Raw genomic sequence first — 23138 nt, 5'->3', positions numbered from 1 at the left:
TATCTCTCTTTAAGGACTAATCGTAATGGTAAAAAATATCCCATCATCCTGCAAAGAATTTCCCCCTTGAAACAGTTCTTTTCCTAAACGGTTTGCCCAGTCAATACGAGCATTAAAAAGACTACCATATTGTAATTGTAAACCGACCCCAACAGACGCTAATTCATTAATTTGCGGATCAGGCGTATTTCCACTATTCCAACCTTGACCATAATTGAAAAAAGGAATAATTTGCACCAAAACCTTATCTTTAGTAATACGATAAATCGGTAAACGTACTTCCATTCCTGCAAAAATTCCATTGTCGGTTAATAAAGAATTCTGTCGATACCCTTCTACATTCCCTAAACCCCCTAAAGAAAATTGCTCTAAAGATATAATAGGACGATCAGAAATTTGGAAATCACTTCTGATTAAAAATAAAGTATCAGGTGCCAATAATCTAACCCATTGTGCTTGACCTCTCCATAAAAAATAGTTACTATAAGGAGACTCAGAATTAACCTCAATATCAAAGGGTTTCGTTGTCCCTAATGCTTCAATTCCCCAGTCAAATTCTGACCGTGCAGACAACACTTGTTGATCGCTTCTTCCTACCCATTCCTGAGCAAATCTGACGGTTGAAATATTGGTTCTTCCATTATTATCTGAACCCCTCCCAGGAAAAGGAAGCCCCTGTAAATAAAGAGTTTTACTTTGTTGATGATCGAGATCTAACTCTAAAGTAAACTGTTGATTAGGGGTTTCTATAATCGGTTGTCGAAATTTGAAAGAATACTTTTGATAATCAGAATTAATCTCTAAAATATCTAAGGGTTGCTCAATAATTTCCCCCGTTAAATTTCTAAACCCTACTTGAACTGTACCATTATAAACATTGACAGGAACTTGATAAGTCACCTCAACATCATCACTGCCATCCGTATTAAAATATGTTAGCTCAACTTTATCCCCATTACCAGTTAAATTCTTCTCTGATAGATTAAAACCTCGACGAATTTCTCCAACTTGGGGGTTACGTCCATCATCAATAATAGCTGTCGGAAAAAAAGAACGGGCCGTGACTACATTAACAATTAAAAGATTATTACCGGGACGGGGACTCGCCGTTAATTCTGCGGAAATTTTCTCAATGATTGGATTTAATTGTAAGAGTTGTAAACCTTCCACTAAACGGTTAATATTTAAGGGAGTTTCTCCCGCTAAGGCCAAGCGATCACGGACATAATTTGGGTTTAGTTTTCCCTCAACTGTTACCTTAATATCTTCTAATTTTCCCTCAACAATATTAATTGTAACGATTCCATTTTCAATGGTTTGGGGAGGAATATAAGACCCAGAAGTGACATAACCATTATCAACATAAAGTTTAGTAATTGCCGATCTCGCTTGTAATAATTCGGCAAAAGTAACGGGACGACCCGTAAATTGCTGAGTCGCCTGAGCTAATTCTTCTGTACTAAAAGCCGTATTTCCCTGAAACTGAAACTGCTTAACTATAATGGTTCCTGGTATATTAGCAGGAAATTCTTCCACAGCATTCGGATTAAAGGAAGGGATTTTTAGAGGAGTTTCTGGTAAAGGGACAGGTTGGGTAGGGGTTAATTCCGGCAAAGAGGGGGGACGAATAGGGTTTCCTTCAAAGGGCTGTGCCTGAAGTTTACCGCCATTCAAACCACTAAGCCATAGAATACCAGCAAAAATAATCAACAGGTTAGGGAGACGGAGACTGGTTAGTCGTTGACAAATCATAGCAACTGGCTGGCATAAAACCGGAACTGTGAGGAGTCACAGCGGATGCTTGGGCCGTCAGCACTACTTTACCATCAGCATCGGTGATCCATCCTTGTGCTTCCACGATGGGAGGCCTGTGTGTTTCCCTCTGGTTAAGAGGTAGGGGGGAGGATGAATGATTTTCGTTGCCTTCTGATGAAGGCCTTGGATTAGACAAATTAGTATTAGGATAACCTAATTCAGTTAATCCTGTCTGAGTATTTACACCTTGATGGGGGTTTGGGTATAAACCCCCGCGTCCCGTAATGGTAAATTCCCCTTTAGAAAATGCCCCACCGGGACTACAAGCATCAATAATCAGGTTTTTGGCATCCACCACATCAGCAGGAAGTTTAACTAAGCTTCTTTGGGGGTCAACATCAGGACGGTTAATGGCCACAGTCCCTAATTGACCAAACTGGGAACTAGCAGTAATGTCACTCAGGGGAGTCAGTCTTGCTCTTTCTTCAATGCCAAAAACTCCCGAAGTCGTAATATTAATATTACCTCCTTGCCCCAGAAAAGCATTGGCAAAAATATCACTATTTTCAGCAGGAACGGCAATAATAAATTTAGCGTTAATATCAATATTACCCCCGTTACCTGTTCCTCCTTGGGTTCCTGCGGTGGTAGAAATTTGGCTATCATGTCTGAGGATTAATAATTGATTGACATCAAGGGCAATGTTTCCCCCTTCTCCTGATGCCGTTTCCGCAGTTAGGCGGCTATCATTATCTAATAAGATATTTTGCGCCTTAATATTAATATTACCCGCATTTCCTAAACCAAAACTGCTGACAGTCACTTCTGAATCATTGTTGACCGTTAGATTATCGGTAATAATGTTTAAACTCCCTGCATTAGCTGAGGTATTATCAACCTCTAATAATTCTGGTGCAATGCCCAATCTTACTAATTCTTGGACATTTTCCGGCGTTAAGGGTTGACTGGTAGCAGTGAGTTGACTGTTATTGTCTACAAAAATAGACCAGGCATTGAGGGTTAAATTACCCCCTTGACCCAAACCAATACTTCTAACCGCTACTCGTGAGTTATTATTAACCGTTAATTTGTCCGTTTTAATGGTTAAATTTCCTGCATTCCCTGTCCCTTGGGAAGATGCTGTTACAACGCCTTCATCTACAAGAATTGTATTGGCTTGAATATTTATATTTCCTGCCGTTCCTTCCCCCAAACTTGCTGCAGAAATAACGCCCCCATTCGTCACCATTAATCGATCAGTATTAAGGTTAAGACTACCTCCTTGTCCAAAACCCAAGAATCTGATATCGCTAAACCCTGATTCAGTAAATATTCCACTGGGAACTGCCCCTGCTTCTATACGATTAGGGATAATCTCTCTACCACTGATTTGTACTGATTCAGACGCATTAATGTTAACTGTTCCACCTTGACCGATAGCTGTATTGAGGGGATCTTGTCGTCGATTAGCAGTCGCAGCTAAAATTTGACCCCCATCTTGTAATCTTAAGTTTTTGGTATTAATAATTAATTCTCCTCCATCACCGGAATTTAGTGTGGTAGTAGTTAAGACACTACTAATGAAAAAACCCGTTCCAGTGACTTCAACTGAATCAGAGGCATTGATTTCAATGTTACCCCCTTGTCCCGAACCAAAAACATCTGATGAAATTGCAGCCCCATCGCGCACAATTAACTTTTGAGTGTTGATGATAATATTACCTCCTTTTCCTGACACCCCAGGGTCAACTTGAGCTAACAACGCACTGGGAAAACCTCGTGCTTTGGTACTGGTCATTTCAACAGACTCAGTCGCGTTAACAATAATATCTCCGGCAGCCTGAGAACTAGGGGTGCTACTAATTATTTGCGCGTTATTATCTAAGGAAACTCGTCTTCCTTCTAGATGAATTGAGGAATTAATCCCTCGAACAATTTCTACCCCTTGTGATAAAGAAATATCTTGAAAGTTTTTGACTCCTTCATAACCTAGTTTAAAACCACTGTTAGTCTCAGTTATTTGAACAACACTATTGCTGCCAACACTTCCAAATTCTATGCGTCCATTGCTAACCTCTATCCCATCGGTTTCATTTCCTGCTCCGATAAAGCGGATATTTCCCCCCACAAATGCTAAGGTATTGCCAGGGGAAACCTTAAGCTCGCTCACCCGATCAAGCAGAATATTGCCTGGGTTAGAGCCAAATTGTAACCCAACCGGAACACTCATCGTTAACAGAGGATTGGGTTGTGTATTGGTGGCATTAAATTGAACCCCATCAGCAAATTCTATGGACTCCGCACTACTCGCTAAAAAAGACCCCCCAATATTGATTTGAGCATTGGGGCCAAAAGTAATGCCATTGGGATTAATTAAAAATAAATTAGCCGTACCATTGGCGCGAATTATTCCCTCAATCTGGGAAATAGAACCACCCGTGACACGGCTAATAATGTTATTTATATTATTAGAATTGTTGAAATACGCCTCGACGTTGTCGGGAATAGAAAACTGATTAAAACTATGAAACAAATTATTCCCCTGTTGCGTTCCCCCAGTAATAACTAATTGATTACCTGTTGGGGTTACTTGGGTGTTTACGGTTCCATCACTAGAGACTTGTGCTAAAGTTGGCGGAATAACAGTCAAATAACTGATTGTAAGAAGGCTAAGGCTGACTTGAAATTTATGAATTGTTAGACAACTACTGACAATCATCACAGATTAGTTTAGATCTCTATTTTTCAAGCTCTAAGTCTAAGGATAATACCTTGAGACTCAACTCTCCTTTTCGATTATAGATCTTATCTCTATCTAATGCTGTTATTAAATTCTGCACATCAGCTATTAAAATATTCACTGAAGTTAAGAATTGATTAACATTTGCCAGGACATCCTTGAGGTTGAGTGGTTTCGGTAATAGGATTATGGCTTTTTGTTTGAGTTTGTTGTTCAGTGGGAACATTAGCCATTACAGAAACATTAATACCAGCGGTTAAAGCAACGGTGAAGATAGCGACTAAAGTATTGTTGAATTTCATTGTTTTTGCTCCTTGGTTGTTTGTTGTTTGTTGTTTGTTCTCTATGTCTACATAATAAGCTGTGACTCTATATAAAGACTACAGGATATACCCGTGAATTTCAAGCAAAAAAATATTTTTTATTTCGGTAGATTCTTGTCTGTAGAAAATACGCAATCCTAAAAAAAACCGCAAAAAACGATTGTAGGTGGAAAGTAAAATAACCCTCTGTGATCCAAACTACAATTCAATCCAGTTCCTCGTCATATTATCACAGATTATACTGAATTTTACTTGAAAATTTGAGTAATACATTTATATCGATATAATCAGATACAAAAAGCAATTAGTCATTGTCACTTGAAGCCAGGAATCAGCTTATCGAAAAATTGGGTTTAAAACCCCGTCCCTTCGACAAGCTCAGGACAAGCCTTTTAGGACGGCTTTGTGTTAAACTACGAGTGGTCGTAAAAAACCCGCCTTGTGTCTAAATACTCCAGAAAAGAAGATTAGGTTGAAACTCCTGAGTTGATCCCGACCAGTACAAGGAAAGCGGAAGTAAGGCAATGGTAAAAAAATAGCACAACCTTGAACGCAATTTAAAACAAAACAAGTATTGTTTTTAGTCGCGGGAGGGCATCCTGAGACTTAAAACGGACGCGGAGAGAAGGTAAGACTTTCGATCTGAAAGCACATCTTGGTGAAACGTCAACCCCATTCGGCGACCACTCTAAAAAAGTGGCGTGGCGAGAAATCACCGCCCTTTTAGGGCGCGTGAGGATGTCAATCCCCATACTCTCTTGCCAATAAAGCCTCTGCATTTTCATGGGAGAGAGGTTTGTAAAAGAAATATCCCTGTCCATATTCGCACTGTAGGGACTCTAAGATCTCAAGTTGTGCCGATGTTTCAATTCCTTCGGCAATGACATCTAAATGCAAATTATGACCCAAGGAAATAATAGTTCTTACAATAGTAATGTACTTACTACTATCTTCCCCTTCTTCCATACGGCCCACAAAAGATTTATCGACCTTAAGGGTATCTAGAGGAAAACGGTGTAAATAGCTCAAAGAAGAATATCCCGTCCCAAAATCATCGATACTCAATCGTAACCCTAAGCCTTTTAATCTATTCAGTAACTCGATCGCCGCTTCCACATCATTCATCATCATGCTTTCGGTGATCTCTAATTTCAGGCGATCGCTATCAATCTTCGCCTCATCTAAAATATGCTGAATCTGCTTAACTAAATCAGGTTGAGTAAACTGACGACCAGATAAATTCACACTCATCATTAAAGCAGGAGTCTGGGGAAATTGCTCATGCCAGCAACGCATTTGCCGACAAGCTTCAGTTAAAATCCATTCTCCCAAAGGAATAATTAAACCAGTTTCTTCCGCAACGGGTATAAAATCCCCTGGAGAGACAAACCCACGTTGGGGGGAATTCCAGCGAACTAAAGCCTCAAAACCCGCTATTTTACGAGTTTTGAGGGAGATAATTGGTTGATAATACAGTTGAAACTCTCGCCGTTCTAATCCTAAACGCAGATCCGTTTCTAATTGCCAACGCTGTACCGCTTGGGTATCCATTCCCGTTTCAAAGACTTGGGGACGACCCGATCCAATTTCCTTGGCCCGATACATAGCAATATCAGCATAACGGAGTAATTGTCCGGCCTGAAAACCCTGACCTGTACGATCAAAAGCAATACCAATACTAATGGTGGTAAAAATTTCTTGTCCTTGCCAGTAAAAAGGTTGACTTAAATCCTGTTGTAGTGTTTCAGCAAAGGTTTTTACCCCTTGAGGATCATTTACCCCTTGTAACCAGATAGCAAATTCATCACCCCCAACTCTTCCTAAATTCTCAGAAGATGGCAGATGTTGTTGTAACCTCTGAGCAATTTCCATCAATAAATAATCTCCTGCTTGATGTCCCAAACCATCATTAATGGTTTTGAAGCGATTAACATCAATAAACAAAACTGCCACCAATTCCCCTTTGAGGAAAGCCTTTCCGGTGTTAAGTTTTTTCAGTTTGCTCTCTAATGATCGTCGATTGGCCAATCCGGTCAAGGGATCATGGTAAGTTTGATAAACCGTCTTATAAGCTAAAACACAGGCCCCCGTCAGTAAAAAACCCAATAATGGGGGAATGACAGGAATCCAACCTGATTGGCTAAAAATCACCAAACACAGCATCCATAAGCCCCCCAGGGAAATTAGGACATTGCCCCCCAAAATCCAAAGACGCTGCGATCGCCAAACAACGATTCCCCCCAATAATGACCATAACCAAATCCAAGCCCATTCTAGCCCCTGATGCCAGAACCAAAAAGGCTGTTCTTCGTCTAACACCGTCCCTAAAATTTGACTAACGATTTGGCCATGAAGCACTACCCCTGGCATTTCAAAATTTTTCGTAGCAGTAGCACTATAAGGAGTGGGAAAGGTATCTTTATTACTAGGGGCGGTGACTCCAATTAAAACAATTTTATCTTTTACCCAATTCGGGTCAATTTTTCCTTGTAGGGCATCTTCTAAGGAAACTTCCCTGGCCACATTTTTGCCACGATATTTTAATAAAATTTGCCAGCCTACAGCTTCTGATGGTGGCAGTTGATAACCTCCGGCGTTACTTTGTAAACGGAGAAAAGATGCCGGGCCAATCTGTAGTGATTCGGGTTTAACTTGTAATCCTTGATTTTTTTGTGCAAGATAATTGAGGGCAATTTGTAAGGCAAAAGAACTTTCTTTAATCTTCCCTGATTTGGATTGAATATACATAAATGTACGACGCACCACATTATCAGGATCAATGGGTAAATCGCTAAATCCCACGCGATGGGGGGGAATTTCAGGGGGTGGGGGAACTTGTTCGCTGTCAGAGGTGGGTAGTTGCTTCACCACGACAATATTATCAGCTTGCAAAGCTTTATTTAGCAATTCACTACCAGGAGGATGAGGGAGATCCCGATAAATATCAAGACCAATAACTTTGGGGTTGTCGGCTTGTAATTTGTTTAATAATTGAGCAATGACTTGATCAGAAAGGGGCCATTGTTTTTGTTTTTGAATGTCTGCTTCTGTAACCCCCACAATTAATAACCGAGAATCATTCGCCCCAGACGGTAAGACTCTTACCATTTGATCATAGGCGACTAATTCTAGAAATTGTAAGCGGCCAATTTGTCTGAGTCCGATTAAGGGTAAAGTGACTAAGACACTTGAAAGAAGAATGGATGAAATTGAGAAAATCCTCACCTTTTTCGGTTTTGGCTTGAGTTGATTCATTTTGGGGTTGGACAACCCATCAATCCCTTGATGGGGTTGTTTGTTGGCTTGAGCAACAAGGAAAAAAGAACGAATTACCTGATGAAGCTTACCTATCACAGCAGTTTAAATTAGTAGGGCAAAAGAGATTAGGGGTTTTTGTGTCAAAGACTTCCCAATTTTTACAAAACAACTGGGATAACTTCAAGTACCTTGTGATTGTTATCACAGCCTTTAAAAACAACTGGACGGAGAACAACAATGGAGAGTAGAATATGAGTTAGGGGTATTTGTTAAATTATTGCACTCAATCCTATCGCATAGATCTTAAATCCAAATTAACTTGGGTTACTTATTAATTAAGTTTATCAACAGGAAAATGAAATGATGATCAAAAAACGCTCAATTAAAAAGGCGGCAGCCTTGATCGGCATTACCTTGGCCACAACTCTATCTTTGACAGATTTGGTGGTTATGGCTCAAACCCAAAGCTCTGCTCAAGATCAAGAAGAATCAATTGCTGATCTGGTTCCTGATCGCCGTAAAGGAGGGGCAAGTAGACGGCCTCAAGAACAGGAAAATGCTGGGAATGAAATGGCTGAAGCCCCCCAAAGACGTAAACCTGCCGCTAGTCGTCCCTTCAATAACCAATGCGACTTTGATCCGCAACAGTTAACGGCTTTAATTCCTAAAAATTTGGTCGGTGCAACAGCAACCAATAACCCAACTTTATTGTTCTCTGTTCCCGCTATTTCTACCGGGACGCAAATTGAATTCATCTTACGGGGCCCCCAAGATCAATTAGTGCAGAGAAAAGCGTTTCAGGGTCAAGGAAAAGCCGGAATTATGAGCTTACAACTCCCTCAAGTTCCCCCTCTTTCTAGGGCTAATTCCCCAGACAAATATCATTGGTATTTATCGGTTATTTGCAATGCTGAGGATCGCGCCTATGATGTGGTGGTAGAAGGGTTATTACAACCAGTCCAACTAGACTCGAATCTGGTACGGGAGATTGGCCAAGCTTCCTTAGCTAAACAAGTAACCCTATATCAAGATAATCAAGTTTGGCATGAAACCCTCAAGGTTTTAGTCGAATTAAAGCGATCGCAACCCCAAGATTCAGCCGTCTTAGCCATGTGGACAGATTTGCTTAACTCAGTGGATTTAGATCCGGTTATTGCTCAACAATCCCTCTTAGAACCGCAAATTTTGACCTTCACGCCTTAACTCAGTAAGGCCTTAATCAAAAATTGGGGCAATACCAACATCCGTCGCCAACGCCAAGGTTCTTGATACAACCGATAAAGCCATTCTAGGTTGTTTTCCCGTAACCAACGAGGGGCGCGGTTTTTTGTGCCTGACCAAATATCAAAACTTCCCCCGACTCCAATCCAAATCGCCTGGGGACACAAATATCTATTCTCCCGAATCCAATATTCTTGACGGGGGACTCCTAACCCCACCAAAATTATTGGGGGTTGTTGGGTTTTTAGGGTTTGTTTCCAGGTTTCTTGTTCTTCTGGGGATAAATAACCATGGGATGTGAGAATTGAGATTCCTGGGATTTTAGCCCGCCAATAATTGGCTGCGTCTTCTGTGACTCCTGGTTTGCCCCCATAAAAGACAATGGGAGAAGATGGGCTAACAGAGGCGAATTTTTCGAGCAAAGATTGGGCTAACTCTATCCCTGGACATCTTTGCTGTTGTTTGCCCCGAAATCGTAAATAGATTACTACCCCCGCACCATCAGGAATCACTAATTCGGCAGTTTGAATGACTTGGGCTACCTCAGACTCTTGTTGGGCCAACATGGCCATCTCTGCATTGAGAGTCACCACATGAACCCCTTGATTATGCTCAATACAATTTAGTAACCAATCACTATAGTTATCATTCAGATGAACGGGTAAACCGAGAACAGGAAATGTATTTAGGGGAGTAAACATAACCAAAGAGGGACAAAAGTTTAAAGTTTTTTAACAACCTAGAGATTAACACACCAGGATGGCTGTTTTAGCGGCTGAGAAGTGATAGCTTAGTTATATTGTGATTAATGATACGCAGCTATTTTCAAAGGTTGGGTTATGATCGGAAAAATTTTGGGCGACTCTGGCCATTAGATTTCAAAACCCCTGCCTTCATAAACTCAGCAGTGATTGTGAATTTTACTGTCTAATCCGTCAAAAATAAAATTTTCTTAAGCTTTTACTTCTCCTATTATGCACAAAAAAACCCTTTTTCGGCTCATTCCGTCCTGCTTAAGTCTGGTACTTTTCGGCTTATCCATCTGGACAATTCAGCAAAATTTACAAAATTATCAAGCTGACACTTTTTGGCGGACTTTATCGAAGATTCCCCACCATCATATTATCTGGGCGATCGTCTTAATGAGTATCAATTATCTAATTATGACGGGATATGATTTTCTTGGGGTGGCTTATGTTCGTCGTTCTATTCCTTACTCAAAAACGGCTTTAGTCGGAATTATCTGTTCTGGCATTAGCAACAGTGTGGGTTTTGCCTTATTAAGTAGTTGTATGATTCGTTATCGTTTTTATTCTGCTTGGGGATTATCTGTCGTTGCGATCGCTCAAATTTCTGCTTTTTGTAATCTATCTTTTTGTTTAGGATTGTTTGTGGTAGGGGCAATTGTTTTTCTGAAGGAACCCTTAGCCATTCCTAATTTATTAGATTTGCCTTTTATTTCTGTTCGACCTTTGGGGTTTATTTTTCTGTTGATCATTGTAGCTTATTTGTTTGTTACTGTGACTCGTCAAAAGCCCTTAATTATTGGTAAATGGACTTTACCCCATCTTCCGATCGGACTAGCTTTAGGTCAATTATTAGTTTCTGCCTTAGATTGGTCTTTAGCTGCGGCTGTTTTTTATGCCATTTTAAGTGCGTCTGTTTCTTTGCCCTATTCTACTTTTTTTGGAATTTATATGTTAGCACAAGTGGCAGGATTAGCCAGTAATGTGCCAGGGGGTTTAGGGGTTTTTGAAACAGTAATGATCTTGTTACTATCTTCCTTTATTTCTTCTGAGGAATTATTGGGGTCATTATTAATTTATCGTGGGGTTTATTATTTTATTCCTTTGACGGTTTCTGCTTTGTTGTTAGGTAAATATGAATTAGGGCGTTTTTTGGGCAATAAAAGTAGTTCTTGGGCAGAAGTTCAACAGTAATAAAATAACAGGAAACAGGCAATAGAAAACTGGGAAATAAGTCTAACCTTGGGGTTAATTTTTGGTTCTACCTAACTTGCCATGTAAAATTAATAAATGAATACAGGCTAAAGCCTTATTCTATAAGCACAAAGGCTGTCTACACAGCCTAATTTTAAGCCTGGGTAGCCAGGCTTAGCTCCTATAGCTTAACCCTTAAGGGTTTAAGCCTGTAATTTTTAATCGTTTTACATCCTAGGTTCGGTAGAGCCTAATTTTTGAATGCTAAAATCAACCCTAAAGCTTGTTCTAAAATATCTGTTTGATTGACTTTTTTTTGTAATTCTTCTGGTTGATAACTTCCTTCTTCAACTTCTAAAGAAGCAGCATCTAAAGCATTCAGATAAGCTTGTTCTAAGGTTTCTCTTAATTCATCTTCAGTTAAATAATAACCTTTGGCTTTGCGGCGTTTATTTTTTAGTTGAATTTCTCGCACAGAGTTACGAATAGAAACATCCCAAGAGCGAGTTGTGCGGTTTTCTGCTTGCTGTTTAATTAGATGAAGTAATACAATAACAGCATAGCTACGAATATTACTAATAATACCGCTTTTACTCATTTCTTCCAGGTCTTCTACAATGGCCAAAGAACCTCTAATATCACCTTTTAGTAGTAATTCTTTGAGTTCTAGTATTTCTTCCATAATGAATAATGAATAATGAATTATTCATTGATAATGAGTTCTTTATTATGCTAAAATCCCATCACTTCAGCAATTTTTGATATTTCAGGTTTAATGCCTGATTTAACTTGATTCTTACTATGTTTAATAGCACAATCAGGATCTTTTAGTCCATTTCCTGTTAAGACACAAACCACAGTTGCCTCACTGGGAACTTGATCTTTTACCTTTAATAAACCGGCCACAGAAGCAGCACTCGCGGGTTCACAAAAAATGCCTTCATGGGCTGCTAAAAGACGATAAGCGTCTAAAATTTCCTCATCAGTGACAGCATTAAATTGGCCAACACTGGCTTCTTTTGCTGCCCAAGCTTTATCCCAACCAGCCGGGTTGCCGATGCGAATTGCTGTTGCTAAAGTTTGAGGATTAGAAATAGGTTTACCCTGAATAAATGGGGCCGCCCCTGCTGCTTGAAAACCCATCATTTTTGGTAATTTATCACATTTTCCAACACTATGATATTGACAAAATCCCATCCAATAAGCACTAATATTTCCCGCATTTCCCACCGGAATACATAGCCAGTCGGGGGAATTTCCTAAGACATCAATAATCTCAAATGCGGCGGTTTTTTGTCCTTCTAAACGGTAAGGGTTAACCGAATTAACTAAAGTTACGGGGTAATTTTCTGCCATTTTCCGCACCACTTTTAACGCCTCGTCAAAATTCCCTTCAATGGCGATTACTTCTGCCCCATATAATAAAGCTTGGGCCAGTTTTCCTAGAGCCACATAGCCATCAGGAATAATCACAAAAGCCCGCATTCCGGCCCGTCTAGCATAAGCAGCAGCAGCAGCCGAAGTATTGCCTGTACTGGCACAAATTACGGCTTTAGCCCCGTCTTCTTTCGCTTTAGAGATGGCCATAGTCATGCCCCGATCTTTAAAGCTGCCAGTGGGGTTTAAACCATCATATTTTACCAAAACTTTGACCCCTCGTCCGATTTGTTGGGAGATGTAGGGAACGGGAATTAAGGGGGTATTGCCTTCGAGAAGGGTAATAACTGGCGTTTCTTCGGTGACAGGAAGATAGGGACGATAGTTTTCAATTAACCCCCGCCAAGGTTTGAAGTCTGAAGGGGTAGGGGTTTCAATTCTGTTATGAGGGGGTTGAGACGTGATGGGTTGAACAGTCATAGGGTGATGGGTTTCAGACTTCTGTTTTTTGACCAGGATTTTCCTATCTTCTTATTGTACCTAAAAGAGCCTAATCTTTAATGGTTGACTTTTCGTTAAAATTATGTGATATTTGTTCTTTAGGTATTAGTATGCGGGACTGGCGGAATTGGTAGACGCGCTAGATTCAGATTCTAGTGTTCTTTCGGACTTTCGGGTTCAAGTCCCGAGTTCCGCATCAAGTGAAAGGGTTTCCTCTCCCTATGATTACCAGTGTTCGGAATCCTCTGGTTAAACAGATTCGCAGTTTGCATCGGACGAAGGGAAGACGCGAACAAAATCAATTTTTGTTAGAAGGCACTCATTTGTTAGAGACGGCTTGTCAGGTGAATTGTTACCTTGTAACCTTATGTTACACTGAGCAATGGCAAGCCCGTTACCCTCAATTGTGGGAAAATGCGCTTAAACGGGTAGAACGGCACGAATTAGTTACCCCAGAGGTATTAGCAACTATGGCAACTACGGTTAACCCTGATGGGGTGGTTGCTACAGCAGTATCTCGGAAGATGGGGATTGGTGCGATCGCAGATTTTAAGTTAGGATTAGTGTTAGAAAGATTGCAAGATCCTGGTAATTTAGGGACAATTATTCGCACGGCAGTAGGGACTGAAATTGATGGAATTTGGTTAAGTGATGATAGTGTTGATATTGATCATCCTAAAGTATTAAGGGCTTCTGCGGGGGCTTGGTTTCAGCTTCCTTTGATGGTTGTTTCAGACTTAACGGATGTGATTAAGACCTATCAAAAATCAGGTATTAATATTGTAGCAACATTACCCAATGCAAATCGAACTTATTGGGATTTAGATTTTAGGAAACCCACTTTAATCTTATTGGGGAATGAAGGGGCCGGGTTATCAGATGATTTAGTTGAGTTGGCGGATGAAACTGTGACTATTCCTTTGGGGAAAGGGGTGGAGTCATTAAATGTAGCAATTGCTGCTGCTTTAATGTTATATGAAGCGAGACGACAAAGTAAAAAATAAGTCCTTTAAATTAGATACAGTATAGGATTTTTGTAGGGGCAATTCATGAATTGCCCCTACTGTGTACTGTATAAACTCACTAATTGCTGTCACCTTATTCATAACCAGATAATTAAAACATTATTGGCTGATTTTTGAGGGAATATCTAATTGTTGAGTGGCAGCTTTTTGGGCGGCTAATTTCGGTTTTACATAAAGATTTTCTAACAAAACTCCACCACCTGCTACCCAAGGAGGCAGAATTAATGCCCCCAAAATTCCCAATAATTGAACGCCACTTAATACCCCTAAAAGTTGATACAATGGCGGCACATTAACAGATGATCCTACCAAAAGAGGATCGAGAACATAAGTTTCTACATTTTGAATAATAACAAATAATAATAGCACCCAAAGAAACAACCAGCCGCCTTGGGCGACTGCGACAATTAAAGCAGGAATTGAACCTAAAACTGGGCCAAAGAAAGGAATTAAATTAGTGATTCCTGCAATAGTTCCCAACCCCAGGGCAAATTCACCAAGTCCCAAAAATTTTAGTCCCAAACTAACCGCTAAACCTAAAATAAAAGAGACTAATAATCTGCCTTGAATATACCCTCCCATTTTTTGACTTACAGGAATAACTTGGGCTTCTAAACGTTCATCCCAAGGGACAGGAAATAAGCTAACAATTCCTTTAACTAAGTTTTTGGAACCTGATAGCATATAACCTGATAATAAGATGGCTAAAATTACATTAAAAACGCTACCAATTATCCCTCTTGTTAAGCCACCCACCCCAATTAGTAATTGTTGACTAGAACGTAATGTCCAAGATACCAAAGATTGCAGATTAAATAATCGATTAACAAACTCAATAACGTCTGGTTCTGTAAAACCTTTTTGAGTCATAAATGTTTGAATTTCACTACCTAAAACTTCTAGATATACGGGAAATTTTTCTAGTAAATTTTGAATTTGACTGATGATTGTTGGCCCTAATAGGAAGCTAATTCCAGTTATTAAAAAGAGTAATCCTAGATAGACTGAAATGACAGCCAACCAACGAGGAAAACCAATCTTTTCCACACTTTTAACCAAGGGAGAAAGGGTAGAAGCAATGACAATGGCAATCATTAAAATAACAAGAAGTCCTCGGAGATGCCATAATAATAAAATGGCAAATCCTGCGCCAGCAATCAGGAATAAATTAGACAAAGAAAGAGAAATTTTTTGTTTAGGAATCATAATTAATAATATTAACAGAAGCTAAGTTTTCAGCAGGATCAAATCCAAAAATACGGGCATAGAAATAGAATTCACCATCTAATGCTCGCTTAATATTTTCAGCACGACGGAACCCATGTTGTTCTTGTTCAAAGGGAACATAAGCAACTGGAATTCTCTTATTTTTTAGAGATTCAACCATCTTTTCTGTTTGGTTAGGTGGAACAACTTTATCTTCTAAACCTTGAAAGAAGATGACTGGACAATCTAATTTGTCTACAAAATTAATGGGTGATCTCGCTTCATAAATGGCTTTTTCTTCGGGATATTTACCAATCAAACCATCTAAATAACGAGCTTCAAATTTATGAGTATCTTTGGCTAATGCTTCTAAATCACTAATGCCATAATAACTAGCTCCTGCTTTAAATGTCTCCTTAAAAGTTAAAGCTGCTAATGTAGTATAACCTCCCGCACTTCCGCCAGAAATTGCCAAGCGATCGCTGTCTACTTTTCCTCGATAAACTAAATATTCTGCTCCATTAATACAGTCATCAACATCAACAATTCCCCACTGTTTATTTAAGCGTTGACGGTATTCTCGGCCAAACCCTGTACTCCCACCATAATTAACATCAAGATAACCAAATCCTCGACTTGTCCAATATTGAATTTTTAGACTAAAATTAGGGGAAGCTGCGGCAGTTGGGCCCCCATGACTTTTAACTAATAAAGGGGGTAATTCTCCATCAGGGCCAGTATAATCTTTATTGGTTGGGGGATAATACCAAGCATAGGCAGTTAATCCGTTTTCTGTGGGAAAAGTGATGAATTCTGGGAGAGAAAAATAGCCTAGATCAATATCAAGATTACTCGAAGATTGAAGAATTTTTGTTTCCCCTAACTTTAAGTTTAAATAAATGGCTGCTGTTGGTTCTTTAGGTGAACCTCCAATTAATACAATATGCTGTTGATGAGCATGAAGATAGGCAATATTTGTATGGGGAGTATCCAATAAACTTAATTGTTTATTCGGAATATCTAAACTGGCTAAATACCACCGTCCATCTTGAGTAAAAGTACAAATGATTTTATTAGCAGAAGTGAAGGCGTAAGTAGATAAACCAAACACCCAATGAGGATAGGAAAATTCAGCCGTTAAGGGAAAAAGAGGGACAATAGTACCTGGTAATTTATAACAATAAATATTCCACCAACCATTTTTGTCACTGGAGAAATATAATTGACCATCAGGTGACCATTTCGGTTCATTAATTGACTCATCAATATCCCCAGCAATAAATTTTGTTTCTCCTAATGAACCATCATCTTGAACCGTTGCTAACCATAATTGTGTGCTATCCCAAGGCATATTAGGATGATTCCAACTCATCCAAACCAGTTTACTTCCATCAGGGTTAAGACGGGGAGAAGAATAAAAATCATGACCAGAAACTAAGGTTTTGATCGCTCCTGTTTTAAGATCAATAGAAACTAAGGTATTTTGGGGTTCAACCTCCGCCTTACTATGATCTTCACAAACACTAATTAAACGGTTATTTTTCTTGTCTAAAATAAAATCTGCATAGCGACATTGATTTTCTGGAGTGAGAGGTGAGGGGTCTTGATTAGGGGATTTTTGATAAATTCTTTGGTCAGAAAAATTCACAAAATAAATAATACCATCAACGACTAAAAATGCGCCGCCACCATATTCATGAACACGACTACGAACATTAAAAGGTTGAGGAGTCATTTCTAGGGTTTGACCATCAGATGTGTATTTTATTAGTACATTACGTCCCCCTTCTGTGGGCCGTCCTTCCAACCAATAAATGTCATCACCATCAAAAATAATAGCACCTAAACCAAGACTTCCTGCCACAATTAAATCAGATGTAATCGGAGATTTCCAGGAACCAAAAGGAGCAATTTTGGGAGATAGCATAATAATTATTGGGTTTTATATGATCATTGACTGCAAACAAGGGGACATTACCCCAATAGGTTATGGTATGTTAATTTTGGGGGAACGCCAAAGACATAACAACGGTCAATTATAGCGATAATTAAGTGTGATCGCAGCGAGAGTATAGCCAATGACAAAAATACGGGTAGGATTATTGTTTGGAGGGAGATCGGGAGAACATGAAGTCTCCATTAACTCTGCTACGGCGATCGCCCAAGCTTTACAATTAGGGGATAATTCCCATAAATATGATGTTTTACCTGTATATATTCAAAAAAATGGCATTTGGACGGCAGGAGAAACAGCAAAACAGGTTTTAGCCAACAAAACCCCTATCGTTACTGAAATCGCTACAAAACAGCAATTATGGCAGTTTCCCCCCCAAATGGAGGAAGTGGATGTCTGGTTTCCTATTTTGCATGGCCCCAATGGCGAAGATGGCACTATTCAAGGGTTATTAACCTTAATGCAAGTGCCGTTTGTGGGCAGTGGCGTGTTAGGATCGGCCGCAGGAATGGATAAAATTGCCATGAAAATGGTCTTTTCTCAAGCGAAACTGCCTCAAGTTAAATATATGGCCGTCGAGCGATCGCAAGTTTGGTCAAACCCTTGTATTTTCCCGAAACTTTGTGATGATATTGAGGCAACCTTGGGTTATCCTTGTTTTGTCAAACCTGCTAATTTGGGGTCATCTGTTGGCATTGCTAAAGTGCGATCGCATTCTGAATTAGAAACCGCTTTAGATAATGCGGCCAGTTATGATCAACGGATTATTATTGAAGCAGGAGTAACCGCTAGAGAGGTAGAATGTGCCGTGTTGGGCAATGATAACCCTAAAGCTTCTGTAGTGGGAGAAATTACCTTTGATGGTGATTTTTATGACTACGAAACCAAATACACTGAAGGGCGATCGCAAGTACATATTCCTGCCAATTTACCCCCAAATATTGTCAGCCAAATCCAAGAAATGGCGATTAAAGCTTTTAAAACCTTGAATTGTGCAGGGTTGGGGCGAGTAGATTTCTTTTATGTTGAAGAAACCCAAGAAATTTATATCAATGAAATTAATACTCTGCCTGGGTTTACCAAGTTTAGTATGTATCCTCAACTGTGGGAAGCAACAGGGGTTAGTTTTGAACAATTGGTTAACCAATTAATTCAACTAGCTTTAGAAGCGAACTTAAGCCCACCATCAGCCAAAAACTAGCGATAGAGGTTGATTTAGGGACAAACGGGATCTGATTATAAATAGGAACAATATTCATGTCATCTACCAGTTGTCCACCCAATAAATTGTTGCTATCTGTTACTATTCGGTCTTTAATTAGGGTAGATCCTGGTAACATTTGTTTGAGGATCTCACCTGAATCTTGAGAATTAATTTTAATGGGACTATTTTCAAGAAAATTAATGGCATAAACCGGATGAGTTGTGCTAAGTACAATTATGCTTGTACCGAGCAGCTTTAAACATAATGTTTTCATGGAAACCTTCAAGAATTGCTCGATGTCCTTTGATTTAGTTCGTAGTGAGGGCTTACTACAAACTAATTAATCGCTCTCTTTTATGCTGGCGAATAATTTTGGCTGTGAAACATTAATCAAAGGAAACGTAATGATTTTCAGTAAAAGTTATTTTTCTCTTATTAAAACGTAATATTTGATCATAAATCTTTACCAATCTGTATCAATAGGGACGTTAGGGTTTTAGGTTTCCCCCTCGAATAACCCAAGTTATTGAACCACTAACCAAGGCTGTTAAGGCAATGATGAAGATCTGCCTCCAGTTTTTTAATTCCCCTACTTTTTCAGCTAAATCAGGAATTTTCTGAATTAATGGCTGTTGTGCCTGTAAAGTCGCCTTTATAGTCGTTATTTCCTCTGATTGCTTATCTATTTTCTGGTTAACTTCCTTTTGGTTGCCATCTATTTTTTGCTCTAGTTTATCTATTTTCTGGTTAACTTCCTTTTGGTTGCCATCTATTTTTTGCTCTAGTTTATCTATTTTTTGCTCTAGTTTGTCTATTTGCTGGTTAACTTCCTTTTGGTTGCCATCTATTTTTTGCTCTAGTTTGTCTATTTTCTGCTCTAATCTAGAGAAAACTTGCTCAAGAGAATAGGTGACGGTAACAGGTTCTTGACTCATGGGTTAAACTCTTATTACATACGTTTTTTGTTGTCCCCTAATATTGTTAGGGGACTATTTTATTATCGGGCAACAAGCAAAAATAAGCAAAATACACACTTTGATAGAAGCTCATACAGCAGTTTGCAAGTCAGTATGATACATAAAAGGTAGGGGCATGGCATTAGTAATCTTACTCTTAAAACCATTAACTTATTATCGCCATGCCCATGCACTCCCCACAATAACCTATTCTTCTTCTGGTGCTAATCCTAACTTTTTTCTGAATTCTGGCTCATATATTGCTAGTTGCCAATACTTTGCTTTTTTAATTTGTTCTGGTGTTATATTTATAGCTACCATGAAGTTGGCTCCTATGAGATAGGTTCTTGCGAGGTTGGCTCCTGTGAGGTTGGCTCCTTTAAGATTGGCTCCTGTGAGGTTTGCTCTTATCAGGTTGGCTCCTTTAAGATTGGCTCCTGTGAGGTTTGCTCTTATCAGGTTGGCTCCTTTAAGATTGGCTCCTTTAAGATTGGATTCTCTGAGATTGACTCCTGTGAGGTTGGCTCTTATCAGGTTGGCTCCTTCGAGGTTGGTTTTGCTTAGGTCAATCGAATGTAGATTTAGGGCTGCTAAATTATCTTTATCTAACACAATTATATGTTTTAAAAAGAACTTAATTTCACCATTAAACGATAAATAATAGGAATTTTGACCATTCTTTTTTCTTAGTAGATACAAATAGAATAATTCTGCAATAAAGTATTGCATAAAAGATTTATGAATAAACTTATAATTTCCTTCAGCATCACGATTTAAAAAACTACAAGTAGTTGTTTCATACTTATAATAATCTTCTACTTTTTTTTCAAAATTAGGTTTTAAATATTGATTTTTTGGCTTACCAAGTTTGGAATGATTTAAAGAAAAGTCCCCACCTAATTTAAACATCTTACTAGCCATTTCCCACATAAAACTTCTTTTACCTTCTGGAGTCATTTGAGAACGCCAATCATCTCTTTTTATCCAAATATTAGTGTAAGCTCGATAAAGATCCACCGGATTAATATTCTCTTTCCCTATCAGTGTTGGCATTGTTTTAATAATCATTTCCAATAATAAAGGTCTAGTTGATAGTTCTTTTAAGTTATAAGTATCATTAATTATCTTTAAATGCTGGTTTGTGATTTTTTCATTATTAGTATATTTTTGAATACATTCTCTAATTTGATTGTCATTAAATTCTTTTAGCTTGATGCGAGTTATTTGATAATTACTTTTTGTCGCATAAGTACGATAAAGAATAGTATAGTCAGCTTTCAGAAGATCCTGTTCTTGAGATTCTGTTAGAAAATAGTGGGTACGAGATGTTAAAAATACCTTGTTAACTTTATAAGTTTTAGGTTGAGATTGAGTTATAAATAAGACATTTTCAAAAGATAATTTTGTCAACTCCTTTAAGTTTTGAGATGTGATTTCTTTGTCCGTGAGTGAAGCCATTTCATCAAAACCATCAATAAAAAAGATGAATTTTCCTGCTAATGCTAGTTGCTGAAAAATTGAGAAATCTATTTTTATCTCAAATTTATCATAAAATTCTCTGATCATAAAATCTTCAATATTTAGCTTACCCTTATAATCCTTTAGAGAGATAAAAATAGGAATACGCTCATTGTTATCAGTAAGATATTTTTTAGCTAATTCAACAAAATAATAAATAGAAAAAGAAGATTTACCAGTACCAAAATCACCTAAAAGCGTTAAAAAGTTTTGTTTGCTATCTTCAATAAAATGATTAAGTAAATTATCTAATAATTGTTCCTTTCCTTTTTTATCAACACAGTAAGATTTAACATAATAATGATATAAATCAGTTCTTTCCATTGGTTCAACTAAAAAAGATTCACCCTTTTCTTTTACTTCTGACCAATTCTCATATTGCCAAATTACTTTTTTAAAGTATTCATTGAGCTTCTTAAAATCAAATAATTCTTGATTGACTGAAGCAGTTAAATGATTTAATTCATCATCACTGATAGTCGTAAAATCATAAGTACCAAATATCCAATGATGGAAATCAGGTGCTTGAAAAAATAACGCTTTTTCCAACTCAGGTGATATCCAAAAAACGAGAGAATAAGGTTTTGCTTTTAACCTTTCTCTCGCATACTGTAAATATCCTATAAATTCTTTGACTGCTTCTGATGATAGATTTTCTTCTATCCCTAAAACATGATAAATATTACTTTTATTACCTATTTGTTCAAAAGTTTGTTCAAATACAATGGGAAACGGAATCTTTTGTTCATCTATAGATAATGGAAATTGAAAAAAGCCTTCTAAATCATTATCATTTTCCAGTAATTTCATGATAAACTTAGGTACTTCTTTATTGCGGTATAGTGCTAAAAAAAGACCACCAATTTTACAGATTTTTAATTCTGTTTTAAGTTCTTTATATTCTTTTTCTATTGATGGAATCATCATTTTAGCTCACCATTAAGAACTTTTTTAAGACAAGGATGTACGTCATACCATAAGTCATCTTCAAATCGATATTCTAAAATAAATAGATATTTCAAAAGATAGATAAGTTTTATATTTTCGATTTCATCTCGTTGAGATTTATCAGCAATTTTTTCTATATATTCTCGATAATTAGGAAAATCAAATAAACGCTTATATTGATTAGCTGTTTTATTAATAACTTTTTCAGCAATATTTTGATCTATAATCATAGATTCACTCACAATTGCTTCTTTACAAGCATCCTGCATAAATTTAATTAAATCACGCAGTAAACCTCCACTAGAAAGAATCATCTCTTTTAACGCTTCTTCCTCAATATATTGCTCACTAATTCTTTTCAAAACAAGTTTTTCTAATTGCTGAATACCTATATCACCATTTTTGTTTTGATCAACGACAACTAAAGAAATAAATTGATCTTCATAGCGATCTACATAAGTATTAAAAGCTTCACAATAATAAGTTTCTAGAGGAAAAGTATAAATAATTTTAGCTTTTGGCATCGTTAATAGATGAGAGTCTTTAAAGAAAATCTTTTCAGCAAATTCAGGAAGCAACTTATCAAGATCATCAATAATAATTAATACATCTTTCCCTGGATTATTGTTAGTTTTATAATGTTCATCAATACTTTCGATACAATCAGAAATACTATTATCTAATATTTCAATTTGATTTCTAAATTCTTCTCTTAAGGTAGCCCGTGATTCATTTTCAACTTTTATTTTAAATGTTAATATCTTTAAAAGAGTCACACCAACTTCAGTTAGATTTAGTTTCTGTTTGACAGACTTCATGACATCATTAAATCTTTGAATGGGTACATTAATGTCTCTCTCATTCATAGAATTAAGAAGTTGGAGATAGATGGAGATTAAAATATCAATTGTCTCCACATCATTCATATTTAAAGTGTCTGCTGCTGAAAAAGAAACAAGATAAAAATCGTTTTTTAATTCTTCACTAACTTTATTCAAAATTGTAGATTTCCCACAACCGCGATGGCCAATAACCAGCATTTTACGGTATTTTTTCGATATTGTTATGGTTGTTTTAATACTCTTAACAGCATCTTTAGTAAAGTCATCTATATAAAATTTTCTGAGAGTTTCACCCACTAAAGGGCGACTATCAAAATTATTATAAGCATTGGTGAAAGCTTCATTTATCTGGTTTTCAGACATAATTACT

General features: G+C 37.8%; 17 protein-coding genes and 1 tRNA gene. 5 read left to right on the top strand and 13 right to left on the bottom strand.

Annotated elements, in window-relative coordinates; all coding sequences use genetic code 11:
* Nucleotides 1–9: 9 nt before the first annotated feature.
* From VB691_RS19725 to VB691_RS19710, 4 genes are all read right to left on the bottom strand, one after another.
* A complete protein-coding gene (locus tag VB691_RS19725; RefSeq protein WP_323293236.1) occupies nucleotides 10–1752 on the bottom strand; it encodes a ShlB/FhaC/HecB family hemolysin secretion/activation protein in 1743 nt (580 codons plus the stop codon).
* Nucleotides 1715–4405, bottom strand: coding sequence for an S-layer family protein (locus VB691_RS19720; RefSeq protein ID WP_323293235.1), 2691 nt, complete (start codon nucleotides 4403–4405; stop codon nucleotides 1715–1717). The genes VB691_RS19725 and VB691_RS19720 overlap by 38 nt, the downstream gene beginning before the upstream one ends.
* A 227-nt stretch (nucleotides 4406–4632) precedes the next feature.
* Entirely contained in the window at nucleotides 4633–4797 is a 165-nt protein-coding gene (locus VB691_RS19715) for a protochlorophyllide oxidoreductase (protein WP_323293234.1), read from the bottom strand.
* A 762-nt stretch (nucleotides 4798–5559) separates the two neighbouring features.
* On the bottom strand, nucleotides 5560–8172 hold the full coding sequence (locus VB691_RS19710; RefSeq protein WP_323293233.1) for an EAL domain-containing protein: 2613 nt from the start codon (nucleotides 8170–8172) through the stop codon (nucleotides 5560–5562).
* Between the two features lie 264 nt (nucleotides 8173–8436).
* Between VB691_RS19710 and VB691_RS19705 the strand changes: the two genes are divergently transcribed.
* On the top strand, nucleotides 8437–9279 hold the full coding sequence (locus VB691_RS19705) for a DUF928 domain-containing protein (protein WP_323293232.1): 843 nt from the start codon (nucleotides 8437–8439) through the stop codon (nucleotides 9277–9279).
* Here the strand turns inward: VB691_RS19705 and VB691_RS19700 are convergent.
* A complete protein-coding gene (locus VB691_RS19700; RefSeq protein WP_323293231.1) occupies nucleotides 9276–9998 on the bottom strand; it encodes a WecB/TagA/CpsF family glycosyltransferase in 723 nt (240 codons plus the stop codon). The two genes, VB691_RS19705 and VB691_RS19700, sit on opposite strands and share 4 nt — an antisense overlap.
* 273 nt (nucleotides 9999–10271) lie before the next feature.
* Between VB691_RS19700 and VB691_RS19695 the strand changes: the two genes are divergently transcribed.
* A complete protein-coding gene (locus tag VB691_RS19695; protein WP_323293230.1) occupies nucleotides 10272–11237 on the top strand; it encodes a lysylphosphatidylglycerol synthase domain-containing protein in 966 nt (321 codons plus the stop codon).
* Between the two features lie 250 nt (nucleotides 11238–11487).
* Here the strand turns inward: VB691_RS19695 and VB691_RS19690 are convergent, their stop codons facing one another.
* A complete protein-coding gene (locus VB691_RS19690) occupies nucleotides 11488–11919 on the bottom strand; it encodes a DUF29 family protein (protein WP_323293229.1) in 432 nt (143 codons plus the stop codon).
* 50 nt (nucleotides 11920–11969) lie between these two features.
* Entirely contained in the window at nucleotides 11970–13094 is a 1125-nt protein-coding gene (thrC, locus tag VB691_RS19685) for a threonine synthase (RefSeq protein WP_323293228.1), read from the bottom strand.
* 133 nt (nucleotides 13095–13227) lie between these two features.
* Here thrC and VB691_RS19680 point away from each other — a divergent pair.
* Together VB691_RS19680 and VB691_RS19675 are read left to right on the top strand one after the other, a co-directional pair.
* Nucleotides 13228–13311 (top strand) — tRNA-Leu (locus VB691_RS19680).
* A gap of 25 nt (nucleotides 13312–13336) precedes the next feature.
* Nucleotides 13337–14119 (top strand): RNA methyltransferase, encoded by a 783-nt coding sequence (locus VB691_RS19675; protein ID WP_323293227.1) that lies wholly within the window; start codon nucleotides 13337–13339, stop codon nucleotides 14117–14119.
* Nucleotides 14120–14239: 120 nt separating this feature from the next.
* Here the strand turns inward: VB691_RS19675 and VB691_RS19670 are convergent, their stop codons facing one another.
* Both VB691_RS19670 and VB691_RS19665 read right to left on the bottom strand, forming a co-directional pair.
* Nucleotides 14240–15346, bottom strand: a complete 1107-nt coding sequence (locus VB691_RS19670) for an AI-2E family transporter (RefSeq protein WP_323293226.1) — start codon at nucleotides 15344–15346, stop codon at nucleotides 14240–14242.
* Nucleotides 15336–17273, bottom strand: coding sequence for a S9 family peptidase (locus tag VB691_RS19665; RefSeq protein WP_323293225.1), 1938 nt, complete (start codon nucleotides 17271–17273; stop codon nucleotides 15336–15338). Before VB691_RS19665 ends, VB691_RS19670 begins: the two co-directional genes overlap by 11 nt.
* A 151-nt stretch (nucleotides 17274–17424) precedes the next feature.
* On the opposite strand from VB691_RS19665, the gene VB691_RS19660 reads away from it, so the two are divergent.
* Complete coding sequence (locus tag VB691_RS19660; protein WP_323293224.1) at nucleotides 17425–18501, top strand: D-alanine--D-alanine ligase family protein; 1077 nt, start codon at nucleotides 17425–17427, stop codon at nucleotides 18499–18501.
* Here VB691_RS19660 and VB691_RS19655 read toward each other — a convergent pair.
* The 4 genes from VB691_RS19655 to VB691_RS19640 all read right to left on the bottom strand — a co-directional run bounded on the left by VB691_RS19655 (nucleotide 18440) and on the right by VB691_RS19640 (nucleotide 23131).
* Nucleotides 18440–18778, bottom strand: coding sequence for a hypothetical protein (locus VB691_RS19655; RefSeq protein WP_323293223.1), 339 nt, complete (start codon nucleotides 18776–18778; stop codon nucleotides 18440–18442). The two genes, VB691_RS19660 and VB691_RS19655, sit on opposite strands and share 62 nt — an antisense overlap.
* Before the next feature lie 214 nt (nucleotides 18779–18992).
* The gene (locus VB691_RS19650) at nucleotides 18993–19439 is read right to left on the bottom strand and encodes a hypothetical protein (RefSeq protein ID WP_323293222.1); all 447 of its coding nucleotides are present in this window, start codon (nucleotides 19437–19439) and stop codon (nucleotides 18993–18995) included.
* Nucleotides 19440–19667: 228 nt separating this feature from the next.
* Nucleotides 19668–21905 (bottom strand): pentapeptide repeat-containing protein, encoded by a 2238-nt coding sequence (locus tag VB691_RS19645; protein ID WP_323293221.1) that lies wholly within the window; start codon nucleotides 21903–21905, stop codon nucleotides 19668–19670.
* Nucleotides 21902–23131, bottom strand: a complete 1230-nt coding sequence (locus tag VB691_RS19640) for a P-loop NTPase fold protein (protein ID WP_323293220.1) — start codon at nucleotides 23129–23131, stop codon at nucleotides 21902–21904. Before VB691_RS19640 ends, VB691_RS19645 begins: the two co-directional genes overlap by 4 nt.
* Nucleotides 23132–23138: the final 7 nt, after the last annotated feature.

The organism is Crocosphaera sp. XPORK-15E, assembly GCF_034931425.1.
Taxonomy (GTDB): domain Bacteria; phylum Cyanobacteriota; class Cyanobacteriia; order Cyanobacteriales; family Microcystaceae; genus UHCC-0190.
This window is presented reverse-complemented; position numbering and strand designations above follow the sequence as displayed.